Annotated in this window: 14 protein-coding genes; 2 read left to right on the forward strand and 12 right to left on the reverse strand. The window is 51.0% G+C overall.

Features of this window, described 5'->3' with window-relative positions:
- Window positions 1-7: 7 nt before the first annotated feature.
- From hslU to ACO0LH_RS13765, 8 genes are all read right to left on the reverse strand, one after another.
- Entirely contained in the window at window positions 8-1,345 is a 1,338-nt protein-coding gene (gene hslU / locus ACO0LH_RS13730) for an ATP-dependent protease ATPase subunit HslU (protein WP_422941667.1), read from the reverse strand.
- Between the two features lie 13 nt (window positions 1,346-1,358).
- Entirely contained in the window at window positions 1,359-1,895 is a 537-nt protein-coding gene (hslV, locus tag ACO0LH_RS13735) for an ATP-dependent protease subunit HslV (RefSeq protein WP_422941668.1), read from the reverse strand.
- A 146-nt stretch (window positions 1,896-2,041) separates the two neighbouring features.
- A complete protein-coding gene (locus ACO0LH_RS13740) occupies window positions 2,042-3,433 on the reverse strand; it encodes a hypothetical protein (protein WP_422941669.1) in 1,392 nt (463 codons plus the stop codon).
- A gap of 417 nt (window positions 3,434-3,850) precedes the next feature.
- On the reverse strand, window positions 3,851-5,860 hold the full coding sequence (locus tag ACO0LH_RS13745; protein ID WP_422941670.1) for a TonB-dependent receptor: 2,010 nt from the start codon (window positions 5,858-5,860) through the stop codon (window positions 3,851-3,853).
- A 103-nt stretch (window positions 5,861-5,963) separates the two neighbouring features.
- On the reverse strand, window positions 5,964-6,374 hold the full coding sequence (locus ACO0LH_RS13750; protein ID WP_422941671.1) for a hypothetical protein: 411 nt from the start codon (window positions 6,372-6,374) through the stop codon (window positions 5,964-5,966).
- Between the two features lie 297 nt (window positions 6,375-6,671).
- Window positions 6,672-7,076 (reverse strand): RNA polymerase-binding protein DksA, encoded by a 405-nt coding sequence (gene dksA, locus ACO0LH_RS13755; RefSeq protein ID WP_110256573.1) that lies wholly within the window; start codon window positions 7,074-7,076, stop codon window positions 6,672-6,674.
- A gap of 205 nt (window positions 7,077-7,281) precedes the next feature.
- Window positions 7,282-8,352: a CobW family GTP-binding protein gene (locus ACO0LH_RS13760; RefSeq protein ID WP_422941672.1), complete on the reverse strand. Its 1,071-nt coding sequence runs from the start codon at window positions 8,350-8,352 to the stop codon at window positions 7,282-7,284.
- 28 nt (window positions 8,353-8,380) lie between these two features.
- Window positions 8,381-8,884 carry a Fur family transcriptional regulator gene (locus tag ACO0LH_RS13765; RefSeq protein WP_422941673.1) on the reverse strand — a complete coding sequence of 168 codons (504 nt, stop codon included), beginning with the start codon at window positions 8,882-8,884 and terminating at the stop codon, window positions 8,381-8,383.
- A 314-nt stretch (window positions 8,885-9,198) separates the two neighbouring features.
- On the opposite strand from ACO0LH_RS13765, the gene ACO0LH_RS13770 reads away from it, so the two are divergent.
- A complete protein-coding gene (locus ACO0LH_RS13770; protein WP_422941674.1) occupies window positions 9,199-11,199 on the forward strand; it encodes a PhoX family protein in 2,001 nt (666 codons plus the stop codon).
- Between the two features lie 157 nt (window positions 11,200-11,356).
- Entirely contained in the window at window positions 11,357-12,418 is a 1,062-nt protein-coding gene (locus tag ACO0LH_RS13775; protein ID WP_422941675.1) for an OmpA family protein, read from the forward strand.
- A gap of 31 nt (window positions 12,419-12,449) precedes the next feature.
- Here the strand turns inward: ACO0LH_RS13775 and xerC are convergent, their stop codons facing one another.
- The 4 genes from xerC to ACO0LH_RS13795 are packed head-to-tail and all read right to left on the reverse strand — an operon-like array spanning window position 12,450 to window position 17,347.
- Complete coding sequence (xerC, locus tag ACO0LH_RS13780) at window positions 12,450-13,409, reverse strand: tyrosine recombinase XerC (protein WP_422941952.1); 960 nt, start codon at window positions 13,407-13,409, stop codon at window positions 12,450-12,452.
- 44 nt (window positions 13,410-13,453) lie between these two features.
- On the reverse strand, window positions 13,454-14,113 hold the full coding sequence (locus ACO0LH_RS13785; protein ID WP_422941676.1) for a DUF484 family protein: 660 nt from the start codon (window positions 14,111-14,113) through the stop codon (window positions 13,454-13,456).
- Window positions 14,113-14,973, reverse strand: coding sequence for a diaminopimelate epimerase (gene dapF, locus ACO0LH_RS13790; RefSeq protein WP_422941677.1), 861 nt, complete (start codon window positions 14,971-14,973; stop codon window positions 14,113-14,115). The genes ACO0LH_RS13785 and dapF overlap by 1 nt, the downstream gene beginning before the upstream one ends.
- Window positions 14,974-15,016: 43 nt before the next feature.
- Window positions 15,017-17,347, reverse strand: a complete 2,331-nt coding sequence (locus tag ACO0LH_RS13795; protein ID WP_422941678.1) for a methyl-accepting chemotaxis protein — start codon at window positions 17,345-17,347, stop codon at window positions 15,017-15,019.
- Between the last annotated feature and the right edge of the window lie 93 nt (window positions 17,348-17,440).

Here is a 17,440-nt window from a genome sequence, read left to right on the forward strand (position 1 = left end):
AGCAGCCTTACAATACGTAACGCGACAAATCTTCGTTCACCGACAGCGCTTCCAGGCGTTCATTGACGTAGGCCGCATCAATGGTGACAGTTTTGCCGGTATTTTGATGCGCATCGAAAGAAATCTCTTCCAGCAGTTTTTCCATCACCGTGTACAAACGACGGGCACCGATATTTTCTGTCGTTTCGTTGACGGAATAAGCAATGCCTGCCAGTCTTTCCACCCCTTCGGGGGTAAAGTCTATCTGCACTTCTTCCGTCGCCAGCAGGGCTTGATACTGACGTGTCAGGCAGGCATCGGTACCGGTCAGGATGCGTTCAAAATCAGCAATGGACAAAGATTCGAGTTCCACGCGGATAGGGAAGCGGCCTTGCAATTCAGGGATCAGATCTGAGGGTTTCGCCAGATGGAAAGCGCCGGACGCAATAAACAGGATATGGTCAGTCTTGATCATGCCATATTTGGTGTTGACGGTCGTGCCCTCCACCAATGGCAGCAAATCACGTTGTACACCGGCGCGTGACACTTCTGCACCACCGGTTTCAGAACGCGAGGCGATCTTGTCGATCTCATCGAGAAAAACGATGCCATTCTGTTCTACATTGCGTATCGCTTCCTGCTTCAGTTCTTCTTCATTGACCAGCTTGCCTGCTTCTTCTTCAATCAGCAATTTCATTGCTTCCTTGATTTTCAGCTTGCGTGATTTTTTGCGGCCATTACCCATGCCGGAAAACATGGTCTTGATCTGCTCGGTCATTTCTTCCATGCCCGGTGGCGCCATGATTTCCATATGCGGGCCGTTGTCGGCCACTTCGATCTCGATTTCCTTGTCATCCATCGCACCTTCACGCAAGCGCTTGCGGAAAGTCTGGCGTGTCGTGTTGTCAGGTGTTGCCGTTTCGGTTTCATGCGGCTGGAAGCCGAAATCACGCGCCGGTGGTAGCAAGATGTCGAGCACGCGGTCTTCTGCCGCATCTTCGGCACGGGCGCGCACTTTACGGGTGGCCGCTTCACGGGTTTGCTTGATGCCGATGTCGATCAGGTCGCGGATGATGGTATCCACATCGCGGCCCACATAACCGACTTCAGTAAATTTGGTGGCTTCAATCTTGATGAAGGGCGCGTCAGCCAGTTTGGCCAGGCGACGGGCAATTTCGGTTTTACCGACACCGGTCGGGCCTATCATCAAAATATTTTTTGGCGTGATTTCATGGCGCAGCGGTTCCTGCACCTGCTGGCGACGCCAGCGGTTGCGCAAGGCAATCGCGACGGCGCGTTTGGCCTTGGTCTGGCCAACGACGTGTTTGTCGAGTTCAGAGACGATCTCTTGTGGGGTCATGTTCATTGCTTATTCCAATTCATTCCAGTGTTTCTATCGTATGTGACAAGTTGGTATAAATGCACAACTCACCAGCGATAGTCAGGGATTTCTTGACGATGTCGACGGGCGACAGGTCCGTGTTTTCAAACAGGGCGATCGCTGCCGACTGGGCAAACGTGCCACCAGAGCCGATCGCGCCTATACCCTGGTTAGGTTCCAGCACATCACCATTACCGGTAATCACCAGCGTGCTGTCTTTATCAGCCACCAGCAACATCGCTTCCAAACGACGCAACATGCGGTCAGTGCGCCAGTCCTTGGCCAGTTCAACTGAAGCGCGCATCAAATGACCCTGGTGTTTTTCCAGCTTGGATTCAAAACGTTCTATTAATGTGAATGCATCCGCCGTACCGCCAGCAAAACCGGCCAGCACCTTGTTGTGATACAGCTTGCGTACTTTGCGCGCCGTGCCCTTCATGACGATATTGCCCAGCGTGACCTGACCATCACCTCCAAGAGCAACCAGATTGCCGCGTCGCACCGTCAAAATGGTGGTGCCGTGAAATTGTTCCATATGAACCTCAAAATGTATTGCTGTGCGTACCTATATTCAGACCAAAATCTGGCGATAAGGGTACGCAGGCTGGATTGCCTGTTTTTTGAAAGTGGGGGTGCCTGCTTAGAATTGCAAGCAGGAGATTACAAGTAGAACAGGGCGGATTAGTGCTTGCGGGGAATAATGCTGGCGATATTCTTGAGGCCCATGGCATGAAATAACATCATGACCAGATAATTGACGCCTTCAAAACGTATGCTCATGCCATTTTTGCTGGCGATTGGTGCCAAACCATTCAATAGTTGCGCCGAAGCGCCAAATTCAACGCGTTCCAGTCTGGAACAATCAAGAATCAGGGGATTATGGTTTTCAGCCTGTACCGCAATGCCCGAGATCAGGAACTCGGTCTTGCCTTCCACCACTTTCGGCATCATGAAACGGTCGGAGACATCTTCCTCTGTCGCAATTTCCGGGAAGGCGCTGGTGATATTGTTCTTAGGCGCTTCAAAAGAAGGTGGTGACACTTCGAAAGTGATGCAGTAATCCATGCTAACTTCTTCGAAAGCCTGTTCAAAGTGTAGCAATTGCAATATTTCAAGCAAGAGCAACCACGGTGCTTCGGTTTCGTCACGACGGCCAACCAGCAAAATACCGCGGATTTTATCAGCCAGATCTTTTGCACCAACCAGCATCAGGTCATGGCCGGACTTTTTCAAATTCTTCAGCGCGCGCAATAACAAGCCACAACCGATAGGGTCGACTTCCTTGACGCGGGTGAAGTCCAGGCGCAGGCTTTTGCTTTTTGCGCTGGCCTGCTGCATTTTCTCAAGAACTTTGACAATACCGCTATCAAGCTTCGCAGGGAAACTGATATTGGCCATGGTCGTATCGGTTTCCGATTCTGTTTCGTTGTCACGATTGTCCAGCTTTTCTGGCCACAATGGTGGCGAAGTTTCAAACTTGTTCGCATAATCAAGCGACAGGCTTTCAAACTTGTGCTGGTCATTCGTGATACGGTACAGATCAAACAACATTTGCCAGCCGATTTGCGTGGCCCCACCCAATTCCTGATGATGGACTGCGGCTACCAACATTTGTTCGGCGACTTCATTCTGGCCGCTGGCGAACAGGATAGCTGCTTCTTCCAGCACCGGAACGGATTCGCTTTGTGCAAGTGCTGATGCCGACATTTCCGAATTCTGCCCGAGCAGATAGTCGGTCGGCAGCATCATGGGCAAGGTGGTTTGAAACTCTATTGGAGGTACTTTCTTTTCAGAAGATTCAATAGGCGTCGATGTATCTGTTTTGGTGATGGTCGGCGGACGGGTCTTGACGATGTCACGCGACATTTCAAATTCTATGGCGTCAATTTTTCTTTCGGTAGCGCGGGCGATATGGCGCTGGGCAATAATGGAATTGCTAAAGATCTCACTATCCTGGAAACCGCCAATGACGGTATTACCATTCTTGGAGCGTGTCTTTCTCGTAGAAGATTTCTCGGTGGAGCGATCTTCTTGCTTGACACCTTTTTTACCGAAAAGAGAAAAAATCCCCACTTTGTTCCCAAATAAGAATAGAAGCGCTGACCACCCGGTAGCGAATTTGACGAGTGCTTAGTATATTCTGATTTGCGCATGAATGGTTGACCAGCCTCAATCACGACCATCAGTTTTTTACGAAATGTTCTTTTAATTACTATGCAAGATCGTTGAAAACCCTTCAATTAAACCGCTTTTTTGCTGAAAATGGTGGTGGTTAACAGCTGCTATGCATTCAGGTTATGTTTCCATAACAAAATTGTTAATTACATCTGCTTACATTTTTCTTGTAATTGTAAGCAGATTTTTTGTCAATTTCCGCTCAAAACGACAGCACTAATGGGGCTAGTTAGCTATTTTGATGTTGTTTTTACTACGCCCGGCTTTATGTTACCGGGCTACATTTGCCGTGTTTTAGCCAGTTGCCTAGCATGTTCAGAAACTGACCCTGACTCCACCCATGACATTTCTGCCTGGTTGTGGCACGCTTTCTTTCAGCACCGATGTTGACAGGCGGATGTCCTGATTCAAAAGGTTTTTCGCCATCAGAAACCAGGTCAGTTGCGCACGTTCATACGGGTGAGTGTAAGTCAGGCTGGCATCGAGTTTGGTGTATGCCGGCGTGACAAAGCTTTCAAAACTGGCCAGTCTGTCCTGACGTTGAGCGCGCAAGACATCGATACCCGCACGCCATGCACCTTCTTTATAGCCGATATCAAAACCGGTACGTGTGGCGGGTTGCAAAGGCAGGCTGCCCTGATTATCAATGGTGCCGCGCGAGGTGTCGGCAAAGGCACGCAGGGACAAGCCTTCCCCCAGCAGGTTATAACTGATTTCTGCTTCCCCACCGCGTATGCTTGCCGCTGCCTGCGACCAGTTGCGCCGTGTGAATTCAGCGTCGGGGCTGGCAATACCTTCTTCATCGACCTTGGTGCCATCGCTATGGCCATACACATAATTATTGACCTTGTTCAGGAAAGCATTGATTTTCCAGCGCAACAGGCCATGGGTTTTTTGCAGGCTCAATTCGATATTGCGTGATGCCTCTTTTTTCATATTGACATTGCCGATGTCAAATGTAGCTGTTGATTCATGCGGGCCAGCGGAATACAGTTCTTCCGTGGCAGGTGCGCGTTGCGCCCATGACAGGCTCAGGCCTGCACCATAGCCTTTATTGAATTCCCACAGGCCGCCTAGCGAAGCTGAAAACAAATTGAATTCACGGGCAATCAGCCCGGTGCTGGCATCAGGTGTGCGATTGACGTTTTCAATACGCACGCCGCTACTGGCCAAGACATCCCCAAATTGTTTTTGCTCAACTACAAACGCTGCCAGTGAAGTGGACTTGGTGGGAGGGACAGTGTCAGCCCGTCCGGTACTGGCCGACAGGGCAGAGAATTTAACCTGTTCGCTCTGCAGGCCCCAGCTACCTTGCCAGCCAGCCCACGCAGGGTGCGACAGCAGGATGCGGCTTTCCAGCATCTGATTTTTGAAATTGGTAATGGCGGTGCCGTTTTCAGCTTTTTCACTATGCTGGTAATCGGTGGCGCTGAGTTTATATTTCAGACTGTCAAAGCCGGTGATGGGTGAATTCAGCAAACCATCGAGATCAAGGCGGTTCTGTTTCAGATCAATAAATGAACGTTCAGCTGTAGGGATACCGTAATGATCATTCAGGGTTTGCAGCCCAACACCAAAATAACCCCAGGACTGGATGACTGAAGCACCCACGGCCAGCGTTGATTCACGTGTAAAACTGGTAGGCAGGCGTCCGCTGGCTGAAGCGGGGTTATTCAATTCTGTGTTGCCAGGAATTTTGTAGTCTATCGTACTGCGGCTGCTGCCATCGACATGCAGACCTACGACACCACTGGAACCATCAATCGAAAATGAGGCGCTCTTTTCCTGGTTGACGGCACCAAAGCGGATCTCTGCTTCACCGGTAATCTGCTTGTTCAGTATGTTGGGAATACGGTTATCGATCACGTTCACCAGGCCACCGATTGCACCACTGCCGTATAACAAGGCAGCCGGGCCACGCAAAATTTCAATTTGCTGGGCAGTTGCGCTTTCGCTAGCGACCGCATGATCATTCGACAGGCTCGATACGTCAGCGACGCCCATGCCGTTTTGCAGGATTTTGACACGCGGGCCTTCCAGGCCGCGAATAATGGGGCGTGATGCACCCGCACCGAAGCCGGATGCAGACACGCCCAGCTCACCGCTGAGTGTGTCGCCTAAAGAAGTCCCCACCTTGGCTTTTAGTTCCGGCCCCGACAGTACTTTAGCGGGAGTAAGCACCTGCATGCTTTCATCATTACTGATGGGATTGGAAGTAACCGTAACGGTATTGATAGGCGGTGCGCTTTCAGCGTGTGCCGTAGTATTGAATTGAGCGAAGACAGCCAGTATTGCACTGGTCATCAGTGTGCGTTGAAAAGCCATGAGTTTTCCTGTTTGCGAAAAAATGCAATTCCAGATCGCAGCGACGCTGGTCTGAAAAATGTTATGCCAGGCTCACCTTAAAAAGAGGGGAGCGTATAGAGGGTCAGGCAGACAGGGAAGGTGGGGCGCGTGAAGAAAAAGGGAGTAGCAGCAAGGCCAGCCAGCTCACACTGGCTTTGCTTTTTGAAATAATTGCTACACCCGTCAGCAGGATGGCCGCATCGGGGACGTGGTAAAGGTATTCTGCCGTACTGGCAGCATCGTATAAGGCGCAGGAATGCAGCGCGCCGCCATCATCTTTAGTACCTGAAAAGAACTGGGCATCAAAGAGTGAAGTTGACGAGGCATGTATCTGTTGCGCTGTCAGGCTGACTGGTGCGATGCCACCGGCCCAGCCTGCATGTGACATGCGATGCGACAGACCCATCCATTGCGCAAATAAAAGCGCAGGCAGCAAGACACATAGCAGCCATCGCTTGCTATGTTTTTTGCTGATTGAGAAGGGTTGGTGCATGTCAGGGAGCTTAAAATTTGTTAACTAAAACACAAAATCAAATATGTAGTAAAAACCCGACATTTTGCTGCTTATTATTAGAAGGGATCAACAAGAATCAACAAGAATCAACAAGCATTCATAAGGAATGTCAGAAAAAAGCCAGAAAAACAAAATTCAAACAGCGTCTTGGAGTAAGACAATTCGGAAAAAGTTCCGGCGATTGCAACAATGTTGCATATAAAAAGCTTTAAAAAGCGCGCAGTGGTTAGCTGCACGCTTATGACACTCAGAAGCGTTGCCGAAGAACGAAAAAACTCAGTCGCCGTACAGCTTTTGCTTCATTTCACGTCTTTGCTGTGCTTCCAGTGACAGGGTCGCTGTTGGTCGCGCCAGCAGACGCGGTACGCCTATGGGTTCACCGGTTTCCTCGCACCAACCGTAATCGCCTTCATCAATACTATTGATGGATTGCTGTACTTTCTTCAGCAATTTGCGTTCACGATCGCGGGTGCGCAATTCCAGCGCATGTTCTTCCTCAATCGTGGCACGGTCTGCCGGGTCTGGTACCAATACGGTTTCACGAAGATGCTCGGTGGTTTCGTCGGCGTTCTTCAATAAATCCTTCTCAAGCTGCTGCAAACGGGCCTTGAAAAATGCCAGTTGTGCAGCGTTCATATAGTCCTTCTCGCCCATCTTGAGGATTTCTTCCTCTGTGAGCAGAGCTTCGGGTGCGCTGACTGTAGCAGTCGATTTAGGTGATTTAGTTGCCACTTCGCTTACTTTCGATACGACGGGTTAATACATAGAACAAATCTGAAACACATTTGTCCCAGACAATTATCCTCCCCTTATTGATAAAGTAAATGACATTTGCATGAACGCCACTTGCACGACAGGCAACACCTGTCTTCAATAGCCCGCTAGTTTATACCAAACAATGCTCCAAACCTTCAATAAATATGTCTTTTGGTAGATTTTTGCCAATAAATACCATCTTGCTTTCGCGCAATTCGTTTTCTCCCCACTTCGCGCCAACATCGGTGCCCATGATCTGGTGCACCCCCTGAAAGATGACTTTACGGTCTGCGCCTTCCATCAGTAATACCCCCTTATAGCGCAGCATGCGCGGGCCGAATACCTGTACCAGCCCAGCCAGAAATTCATCCAGCTGGCCGGTATTGAAAGGGCGCGTACTTTTAAAAACGAAGGCCGCGATATCGTCCGAATGATGGGCATGGTGGTGGTTGTGCTCATGGGTCTCAACGTCAGCATGATGTGCATGCTCATGTCCGCAATGTTCATCTTCACAATGCTCGTCATGCTGGTGCGCATGTTCTTCCGTGAGCAGGAAGTCAGGGTCCAGGTCCAGTTTTGCGTTCAGGTTAAAGCCTTTCAGATCCAGCACTTCAGCAATCGCCACCTTACCAAAATCCACCGCCGTCATCGGCGCGCGTGGATTCATGTGCATCAGGCGGTTGCGCAATGTACTCACTTGCGTGGCATCGACCAGATCCGTTTTCGATAGCAATATCTTGTCAGCAAAACCTACCTGGCGTTGTGCCTCTTCATGCTCATCGAGTTGCTGCATGCCGTGCCGCGCATCGACCACGGTCACTACCGCATCAAGCATGTAATAAGTGCCGACTTCTTCATCAACAAAGAAAGTTTGCGCTACCGGACCGGGGTTGGCCAGGCCGGTGGTTTCTATGATCACGCGGTCAAAATGCAGCTTGCCCTCATTTTTTTGCTGTATCAGCTTGCTTAACGCAACGATGAGATCGCCACGCACAGTACAGCAGATGCAGCCATTGTTCATCTCGACGATTTGCTCATTGCTGTCTTGCACCAGGATTTCATTGTCGATATTTTCCTGGCCAAATTCATTTTCAATGACGGCAATTTTATGACCGTGGTCTTCCTGCAAGATACGGTTGAGCAAGGTGGTTTTGCCTGCACCCAGAAAGCCGGTGAGGATGGTAGTAGGGATCAATGCCATGGTTTTCTTTAAAACAAGGTTAGACAATTTATCTCGAACAGTCGGCGCACAAGCCCTTGATCGTAAGCTCGATATCGTGGCTTTGAAATCCGCGTCCCAGCGTGCTGCTCAAGGTGGCTTGTAATTGCTCACGCAGTGAGGCGGGCTGCTGTGCATCATCAAGGCAAAATACCCTGGTGCAAAGCGTACATTTGAAGTGACCGTGCTGATGCTGGACATTGCGCTCATTATTGGCCGGATAAGTGGTTTCACTGCCCGTGCTATAGCGAAATACCCGGTCATCACCGGCAATTTTATGCGCCAGTCCTGCATCAGTCAGGCAATCCAGCGCCCGGTATAAAGTCACTCTGTCCATGTCTGGCAAGGCATCCTGCACTTCCAGATGGGAAAGCGCCCGCTGGCTTAGCAGCAACTCTGTCAGCACATGCAGACGTGCGTCGGTCACCCGTACACCTGCCTGACGCAACAGGGACGAAGCACTGGTCTGATGTATGGTCGCAGGCGATGTCGCCGGATTGCGTGCAGATTTCATTTCGTCGTTTTGGCTATGGTGACCGTTATGTTCATTCAGGCGATTTGGCTATGTTGACTTGTGCTGCTATTGCGTACTTCAGTATAGACATTATGCCTCAAAATGCAATTCAGTTGCAAAAAGCCATAACTATATCCATTCACATACTTTCATATCAGAAATATTTCCTGATTCACTAGCTTGTCATATTCGCTACTTATACTCCTGCCCGAACTAGCCCTTACTTAGCGCAGGGTCTTACATCCCCTAATTCTTCGTGCGACTGGTCTTTAGTTCGCACGGTTTTGACGCAATCAACTATTGGAATTCGAATCATGTCAGATCAACCTCAATTTGGCCGTCGTCAGGCTCTTAAATTTCTTGCTGGTGCCCCATTGCTGCCTTTGGGCGCCATGTCAACGGCGTCCTTGCTGTCGGCTTGTGGCGGTAGCTCCACTACTGCTGCGACCCCGGTGGTAACACCCGTTGCTGCGAATTTTACCGGCGCTGAATTTACTGCCATGCCCGCACCTTCGCTGGCAAACGCGGCAGCCATGGCAACGACGACGGTCGGTTCGACATTGAGCGTGAATTTCAGTGATAGCAGTTCACAGACTTACAAGTTGGCTTATCAGCCTTTCTTCCTGACCGGTGACATGGTACCTAACGGCAATGGCGGTACTATCCTGGCAGGTGGCTATGTGGATATCAATAACAAGCCCATCATTGACAAAACAGTAGCAGGCAAGGAGCGTCAGTTTTTCTCTGATTCCCCTGATGGCACTTCTTTGCTGTCGGTTGCCAATCCTACTGTGACAGGTATCAAGGGCAAGGCAGTGTTTGCTGTCGTGCAGTTTGAATACACGACCTGGGCGCAGGATGGCACGACCGATATGTATGGCAAATTGCCTTCTCCTATCGCTATTTTGACGCTGGATCAGGATCAGGCGACAGGTAAGCTGAGCCTGGTCAAGTACTTCAATGTTGACACTTCCAAGGTCAATGGCCTGTGGATTACCTGTGGTGCCAGCCTGTCACCATGGGGCACGCATTTGTCCAGCGAAGAATATGAGCCAGACGGATATACCTTGTCCACCAACACTCAGTTCAAGGCTTACAGCGCCAATCTGTTTGGCGATGAAACCAAGGCCAATCCTTACCACTATGGCCACTTGCCTGAAGTGACGGTCAACCCTGATGGCACTGGTACCATTAAAAAACACTATTGCCTGGGCCGTATTTCGCACGAACTGATACAGGTCATGCCAGACAATCGCACTGCCCTGATGGGAGATGATGCGACTAATGGCGGTATCTTTGTTTTTGTCGCGGACAAAGAAAAAGATCTGTCTTCCGGTTCCTTGTATGTCGCAAAAATCGGTGCTGGATTTTCCATTGATCCTGCTGCAGCGGGTGCGCCACTGACATGGATCAAGATAGGTTCTGCAACCAGTGCAGAAATCGAAAACCTGGCCAATACCTTAAAGCCTGCCGACATCATGGACGTGGCAACAACTGATCCAAAAGATGCCAGCTATACCAAGATTTATTACAGCGGCAAACCACAGTGGATCAAGATCAAGCCGGGTATGGAAAAAGCCGCTGCCTTTCTGGAAACGCACCGTTATGCATCCATGGTCGGCGGTAGCATGGCGTTGACCAAACTGGAAGGTACAACAGTCAATATCAAAGACAAAGTTGCTTACTCTGCCCTGCAAAACATGCAGGCTTCCATGGTGCGTGGCAATGCCGGCTGGAACGAAGCGTATGGTGTTACCCTGGAAAAAGTGGTGACAGCAGGTGCGGTTCTGGCACACACCATGACAGGTGGGCAGAAAGATACTGCCGGTACAGCTATCAATAGTGACTGGGTACCAACACAGACCAAAGCCTTGCTGGTCGGTGAAGATTATCTGGATGCGTCAGGCAAGCTCGCGCCAGATGCACTGGGCAACACCGCTAATCCAGATAAAATCGCGAACCCGGATAACCTGAAGTTCTCTGAAAAACTGCGTACCCTGTTCATTGGCGAAGACAGCAGTCAGCACGTGAATAACTTCTTGTGGGCCTACAACGTTGATACCAAGAAATTGTCCCGTCTGGCATCCATGCCTTCCGGTGCTGAATCCACAGGCCTGTCTGTTGTGGATGAGTTGAATGGCTGGACCTACATCACCAGCAATTTCCAGCATGCAGGTGACTGGTTGTCGCCATTGCACAGCAATGTACAGGCTACACTTGATCCTTTGGTACGTGCCAATTACAAAAACCGCTTCAGTGCAGCAGTGGGTTACCTGACTGCTGACGTCAGCAGCCTGAAACTTGCTAAAGCATAATTGGCAAGCGTAGTGGTATGAATGAAAAAGCAGCGGTAACGCTGCTTTTTCATTTGGGAAATTGCACATTTTGAAGGCAGGGAAAAGACTTGTGCTACATTAGCAAGCTGTTGCAAAATCTCTATCTTCTCCCTTCACAACAGGAGTCTTGTACATCATGCGCAAAATGCTGAAACCACTTTTATTTGGACTGGTGTTGGCCGCCAGTCAATTTGTCCATGCTGCCAGCAATCCGGCCTATGAAAAAATATTAAACAGCGATGCGCCCAATGCCAAGGATCATCCACTGACAGGACGCTACCAGGGGTCTTTCATCCTGTTGCAGACGCAAAAAGCCTTTGATGAAATTTCCTTCCCTGCAGGGCCGGCACAAGAGCCTGATTACAGCAGCAACAAGAAATTTTCCAAAGTACAGCGCGCCGAAGGTACTTTGACACGCACGGTCTATATGGTGCCGAAAGGCCGCTCTTCGCTGGAAGTATTTCGCAACTTTACTGACAGTCTCAACAGCAAGGGCTTTAAGCCGGCTTTTCAATGTGATAACGACAGTTGCGGCCCTTCATTCAAGAGCCTGAAATATAACTGGAATGACAAGCGTACCCATGTGCAGGGCGAGGGCTATGATGTCAACCGCAACCGTTTTGTGCAGGCGGTGTTTGATGGTGCCAAGGATTTGCGTTACGCCTTGCTGCAAAAAGGCACGGGCGCAGCGACGACTTATGTCGGCGTTTATGCGGCATTGAATTCTGGTGGCACCATGGGTGACATCACCGACAGCATGAACGACCATGTCGCCGTGCTGGTAGAAGTGCTGGAACCAAAAGCGATGGAACAAAACATCGTGACCGTCGATGCCGACGCCATCAGCAAAGAGTTGGCCGCGAACGGTGCTGTCAGTTTCTACGGCCTGTATTTTGATACCGACAAAGCTGTCATCAAACCAGAGTCAAAGCCGCAGCTTGATGAAATGGCGAAATACCTGAAAGCAAATTCTGCTGCCGTGTATATCGTTGGGCATACGGATACCCAGGGTGTGCTTGATTACAATATGACTTTGTCAGGCAAGCGTGCGCAGGCTGTCGTCGATGCACTGAAAGGCTATGGCATTGCCGATGCGCGTCTGATTGCCCGTGGCGTTGGGCCTCTGGCTCCAAGGGCATCGAATGCCGCAGAAGCGGGACGATCCAAAAACCGTCGTGTGGAAATGGTATTACGCTAGACGGGATGCCCTGGCAGACCATGCCGGGGCCTTATTTTTTAGCCCGTGGATGAGTCTGGTCATAGACTTTGGCCAGATGCTGAAAATCCAGCGAGGTGTACACCTGGGTTGCCGCAATCGAGCTGTGGCCCAGCATTTCTTGTACAGCACGTAAATCCCCTGATGACTGCAATACATGCGAAGCAAAAGAATGACGCAGCATGTGCGGGTGGACATTCGCCGGAATATCCAGGCTCTGTGCATGGGCCTTCAGGCGTAGTTGTATCAGGCGGGCAGAAATGCGCGTACCGCGTTCGGTCAAAAACAAGGGGTGCGGGTCTGTCTTGACCAGCGTTGTCCTGATGGCCAGCCAGTCTGCCAGTGCCGCCAGTGCGGGTTTGCCAACGGGCACGATACGCGGTTTGCCGCCTTTGCCAGTGACATGCACTTCCGCCTCTGTCATATCGACCCAGCCTGGCGAGCTGTAGCCTGCTTCGCTGACTGCGGCCACGTCCAGGTTCACCAGTTCGGATACGCGCAAACCGCTCGAATACAATAATTCAAACATGGCGCGATTGGCCAGAGGTGTTGCCTGATCGCTGCCTCTATGCGCCACCAGGCGTACGGCATCGTCAGCCCCCAGGGCTTTGGGCAAGGGTTTGTTTTTCTTCGGTGCACGCACGCCTTCCACCGGGTTGGCAGCCAGTTCATGGGTTTCCGAAAGCCAGCGGTAATAGCCGCGCCAGCTCGACAGCTTGCGGGCAATGCTGCGCGCATTTTGGCCGCGGGCATGCATTTGCGCCGCAAAACGGCGTATATGATGGGTGCTGAGAGTGAGGAGTTCAGTCTGTCCTGCTTCTGCTGCCAGTTTCATCAACTCGCGCAGATCCAGCAAATAACTGTCCAGCGTATGCTGTGACAGTTGCCGCTGGCTGCGCAAGACTTCCAGATAAGCCGCCAGATGGTTTTCCTGGGGGATTTCCCGTGTTATTTCCTCACTTTGCGCAGGCATACTCATGATGTGCTCAGATTTGCCTTTTTACCTGATGGGCGTGTTTACAGGTCCACCAGGCAACTCAAGGCGGCACTGCTGGTGTCGGCGATTTTTGAGAGGAAATCCGTCGCCATGTCCTTGGTATAACGGGCAGGATCGGGTGAGCCCAGTACCAGCAAACCAAAAGTGGGGGCTTTCGGTGACAGGCGCAAAGGCAGCATGGCCAGTGATGCTACCGGTTCAGGTGTATCTATCCAGGCAGCGGCTTCAAAATCCTGGTTCTTGCCGCAGAAAGGCGTGTTCAAGCCCTTGGCAAACAAACGTGCATCATCCGTGGCGGGGACGGCAAACCAGGTATGCGCATAATCTTCAGCGACATTCCACAGGCGCAGGGTTGCATGAGGTAAATCAAAAATATCCTGCAAGCCCTGGGTCAGCACGTGCGGCAGATCGACATCATTGCGGGCCAGCAGCAGTGAGCGTGTCCAGTTCTGGAATTTTTTGGTGATGTCGTGATTTTCTTCGGCAATCCTTAACAGGTCTGCCATACGCAATTCCAAACCACGGTATTTTTCACGAACAACTTCCATCTGCCGTTCTTGCAGGGAAATAGCGCGCCCCATGACAGGGCTGGTAAGTTTGATGGTACCCAGCAACTCGGCATGTTCTTCAAAAAAATGCGGATGCTGGATCAGGTAAGTCGCGATGTCGTTGGAATTCATTATGGTTCGATAAGGTTAATTTCGCCTTCAAAAACGGTCACAGCCGGGCCACTGAGGAAAACCGGACTGCCTTCGCCGTCCCAGGCAATGGAAAGCTCGCCGCCTCGCATGCTGACCTGTACCGGGCTGTCCAGCAGGCCACGGCGTATGCCAGTGACGGCGGCAGCGCAGGCACCGGTACCACAGGCCAGGGTTTCACCAGCACCGCGTTCAAACACGCGCAGGCGGATATGGCTGCGGTCAATGATCTGCATGAAACCAGCATTGACGCGTTTTGGAAAACGGGGATGATTCTCTATCAGCGGGCCATCGACCTGCACCGGGAAGTCGTCAGCATTGGCAACAAGCTGCACGGCATGCGGATTACCCATCGATACAGCCGACACCCAGATGGCCTTGCCATTGATTTCCAGTGGCCACAAATTATCGTCGCCCTGCTGCAAAGCCTTCAGGTCTTCTGCCAGAAATGGTACTTGTACGGCATCCAGCACCGGTGCGCCCATATTGACAGTGATGCTGCCATCGGCCTCCATACGCGGCTCTATGATGCCGGACATGGTTTCGACACGTATGCTGGATTTGTTGCTCAGGCCCTTTTCGATGACAAAACGGACAAAAGCACGCGAACCATTGCCACATTGCTCTACCTCGCCACCGTCGGCGTTATAGATGCGGTAGCGGAAATCGACAGCAGGGTTGGCAGAACGTTCGACCACCAGTATCTGGTCGGCACCGATGCCAAAACGGCGGTCAGCAATCTGGCGCCATTGCGCCGTGTTGAAATTGATTTGCTGGTGAATGGCATCAATGACGACAAAATCATTACCCGCACCATGCATTTTGGTGAATTTGAGTTTCATAGCATGATTATAGCCTTTAGCAGCACCAAAGCGCGTTTTGGCCTTATTCGACTTTATAGACGCCGCAACCCAGTACCAGATTGTCAGCAACACGTTCTATGTAGGAAGTCTTGGCTTCCACTTTTTTTGACAGCGGATTGACGATCGTATAATTGATCCAGCCCCCTGTTTCCGGCAGAGCAAACGCATCGGCAACCAGCTTTCGCCCATCAAGGCCATCAACCTGGAAGAGATTGACTTTCAGCTTGGCGGCATTACCGGCAAAGGCGATATATTGTCCTTTGTGGTCAAAAGCAAACACATACATATCGCGGTCAGCATACAGTTTGTCAGCATTGGCGGTAATGATTTGCAGCGCATTTCGACCATGTTTCTGGTAAGTTGTGATTGCCTTTTTCACGAGGGCGTGCGCCTCATCGGCAGTACCTTGCAGCAATTTGAAGGTGGATGCTGCCCTGGTCAGTGCGCGTGCCCGTTCTTCCAGGCTCAGCGACACATGCTTGGCCTGTTCAGCCATCTGGCCGTTGCTTTGTGTGATGCTGTCGAGGTGGCGCAATGCTTCGGATATTTGTGACAGGCCATTGCTTTGTTCCGTCGATGCGGTTGAAATCGAATTGATATTGCCCGCCAGGTCACGGATGCCGGAAACAATGTCATTGAGCGTGTCGTTGACATTGCTGATTTGCGTGACACCGTCGTCAACCCGGCTGACAGCATCATCGATCAGGCGGCGTATCTGGCGTGCCGAATCGGCACTGCGTTGCGCCAGGCCGCGTACCTCGCTGGCTACAACGGCAAAACCGCGTCCATGTTCCCCCGCACGGGATGCCTCGACGGCGGCATTCAGTGCCAGGATATCGGTCTGGAAAGAAATACCATCGATCAGGCTGACAATTTCCTGCACCTTGCGGGCGCTTTGATGGATGCCATTCATGGAATCTACTGCTGAGCGCATAGCGTCACCCGTTGATTCAGCAATGATGCGTAGGTTGGCGGCCAGGTTATCAACGGCCCTGGCGCTATCGGCATTCTTTTTTACAGTATCGGCCAGATCATCGACACTGGCTGAGGTTTCTTCGAGGCTGGATGCCTGCTGTTCGGTACGGGTGGATAAATCACTGATGTCGCCCGCCAGGCTTTCGCCCAATTGGGCAACCAGGCTGGCATTGGTGCGCACGTTGGCAACCAGTCTGGATAAATTGCCATTCATTGCCTCCAGTAAATGGCCGGTACGTGCCAGTTCGTCCTTACCGGAGATCTGAATATGATTGGTCAGGTCGCCTGCTGCCACCGCTTTAGCAGAATGGCCTACTTCATTGAGCGCAGACATGAAACTATGATAAAAGCCCAATGCGAGGTAGCAACTTAACAGTACTATCAAGGCGATGCCTGCAATGATCATGTTCTGATACAAACCAAGCGCAGATGCACGTTGTATGAGCAAGTCATTGAGTCTGCCATGCATCTGTTTTTGCAGGGCCACGGCTTTTTCTATTGCAAGGGTTCCCTGGGCAAAAAATTCATTGGCATCACCACTGATGGCTTCACCCAACAGGTTTTTATTTGCCAGTGCTGCAAATGCCAGACTGGCGTCCAACGCTTCTTTTTGCGTGGCAGACGGAGTTTCGCCAGCCCGCTTCAGTGCTTCATCCATGTCACTGATGGCCGTCATGGCGGCCTGTAAGGCATCGAGTCGTGAGACGATGCCGGCTTTTTCGGCAAATTCCATCGTGCCCGACTTGATATAGGTAGCGCCAAGACCGCGCAACAAGGCCAGATGCTCTATCCAGCCAGGTGTTTTACGCATGGCCACATCCATCAATAAAAAGCTGGCTGGCTCAGGGTCAATCAATAGTCCGCTTTTCTCATCGACCAATGCAGAAAACTGTAATGCCTGTCTGATTAGGCGACTGTGCTGGGCGACATTGTCCTTGACCGTTGTGGCATTCTGGCCAGCCGCTAACTGGCGTAATTCATCCGCAGTAGATTTCCACTGGCCATACAAAGGCAAGTCTGGCATACCGAGGAAAAACTGCTCAAGCTGATCCAGATTGTTTTTTAATTCATTTCTGGTCTTGGTCAAGTCGTCGTCCAGATTCTGGCCAGAAAGTTTGAGGTTGACTTGCCCCCGGTGCTTCTGGGTCTGGATAATGACTTTCATGATGAAGCCGTTTGCCTGTACGCCCAGCAGTTCGCTATGGGCAATGGCAGCTTCAGTATGCACTTTCTGTATCAGAAAAATGCTCAACAGCAATAAGGGAAGCAGCAGAGTAGCAAAAATGCCCAGGAGCTTGATACGCAAACTGAGTTTGCTCATCAGGTATGTGCCTGGAAGCATGACTTTTTTGATCAGCGTGGCTTTCGGTTGCGACATGGTGACCCTTGCTAATGAAAAGCGCGTCATTCCATTTTCCCAGATTCTTGCTCTTGATAGTGGGGAAATTGGATAAAAACCAATATATTGACT

It is taken from the genome of Undibacterium sp. TJN19 (genome assembly GCF_049339485.1).
In the GTDB taxonomy this organism is placed as follows: Bacteria; Pseudomonadota; Gammaproteobacteria; order Burkholderiales; family Burkholderiaceae_D; genus Undibacterium.

Bases quoted from the DNA above. Each gene is read 5' to 3' on its own strand.
- hslU (WP_422941667.1), bottom strand. From the start codon at position 1,345: ATGAACATGACCCCACAAGAGATCGTCTCTGAACTCGACAAACACGTC.
- hslV (WP_422941668.1), bottom strand. From the start codon at position 1,895: ATGGAACAATTTCACGGCACCACCATTTTGACGGTGCGACGCGGCAAT.
- ACO0LH_RS13745 (WP_422941670.1), bottom strand. From the start codon at position 5,860: ATGGCTTTTCAACGCACACTGATGACCAGTGCAATACTGGCTGTCTTC.
- ACO0LH_RS13750 (WP_422941671.1), bottom strand. From the start codon at position 6,374: ATGCACCAACCCTTCTCAATCAGCAAAAAACATAGCAAGCGATGGCTG.
- ACO0LH_RS13760 (WP_422941672.1), bottom strand. From the start codon at position 8,352: ATGGCATTGATCCCTACTACCATCCTCACCGGCTTTCTGGGTGCAGGC.
- ACO0LH_RS13765 (WP_422941673.1), bottom strand. From the start codon at position 8,884: ATGAAATCTGCACGCAATCCGGCGACATCGCCTGCGACCATACATCAG.
- ACO0LH_RS13770 (WP_422941674.1), top strand. From the start codon at position 9,199: ATGTCAGATCAACCTCAATTTGGCCGTCGTCAGGCTCTTAAATTTCTT.
- ACO0LH_RS13775 (WP_422941675.1), top strand. From the start codon at position 11,357: ATGCGCAAAATGCTGAAACCACTTTTATTTGGACTGGTGTTGGCCGCC.
- xerC (WP_422941952.1), bottom strand. From the start codon at position 13,409: ATGCCTGCGCAAAGTGAGGAAATAACACGGGAAATCCCCCAGGAAAAC.
- ACO0LH_RS13785 (WP_422941676.1), bottom strand. From the start codon at position 14,113: ATGAATTCCAACGACATCGCGACTTACCTGATCCAGCATCCGCATTTT.
- dapF (WP_422941677.1), bottom strand. From the start codon at position 14,973: ATGAAACTCAAATTCACCAAAATGCATGGTGCGGGTAATGATTTTGTC.
- ACO0LH_RS13795 (WP_422941678.1), bottom strand. From the start codon at position 17,347: ATGTCGCAACCGAAAGCCACGCTGATCAAAAAAGTCATGCTTCCAGGC.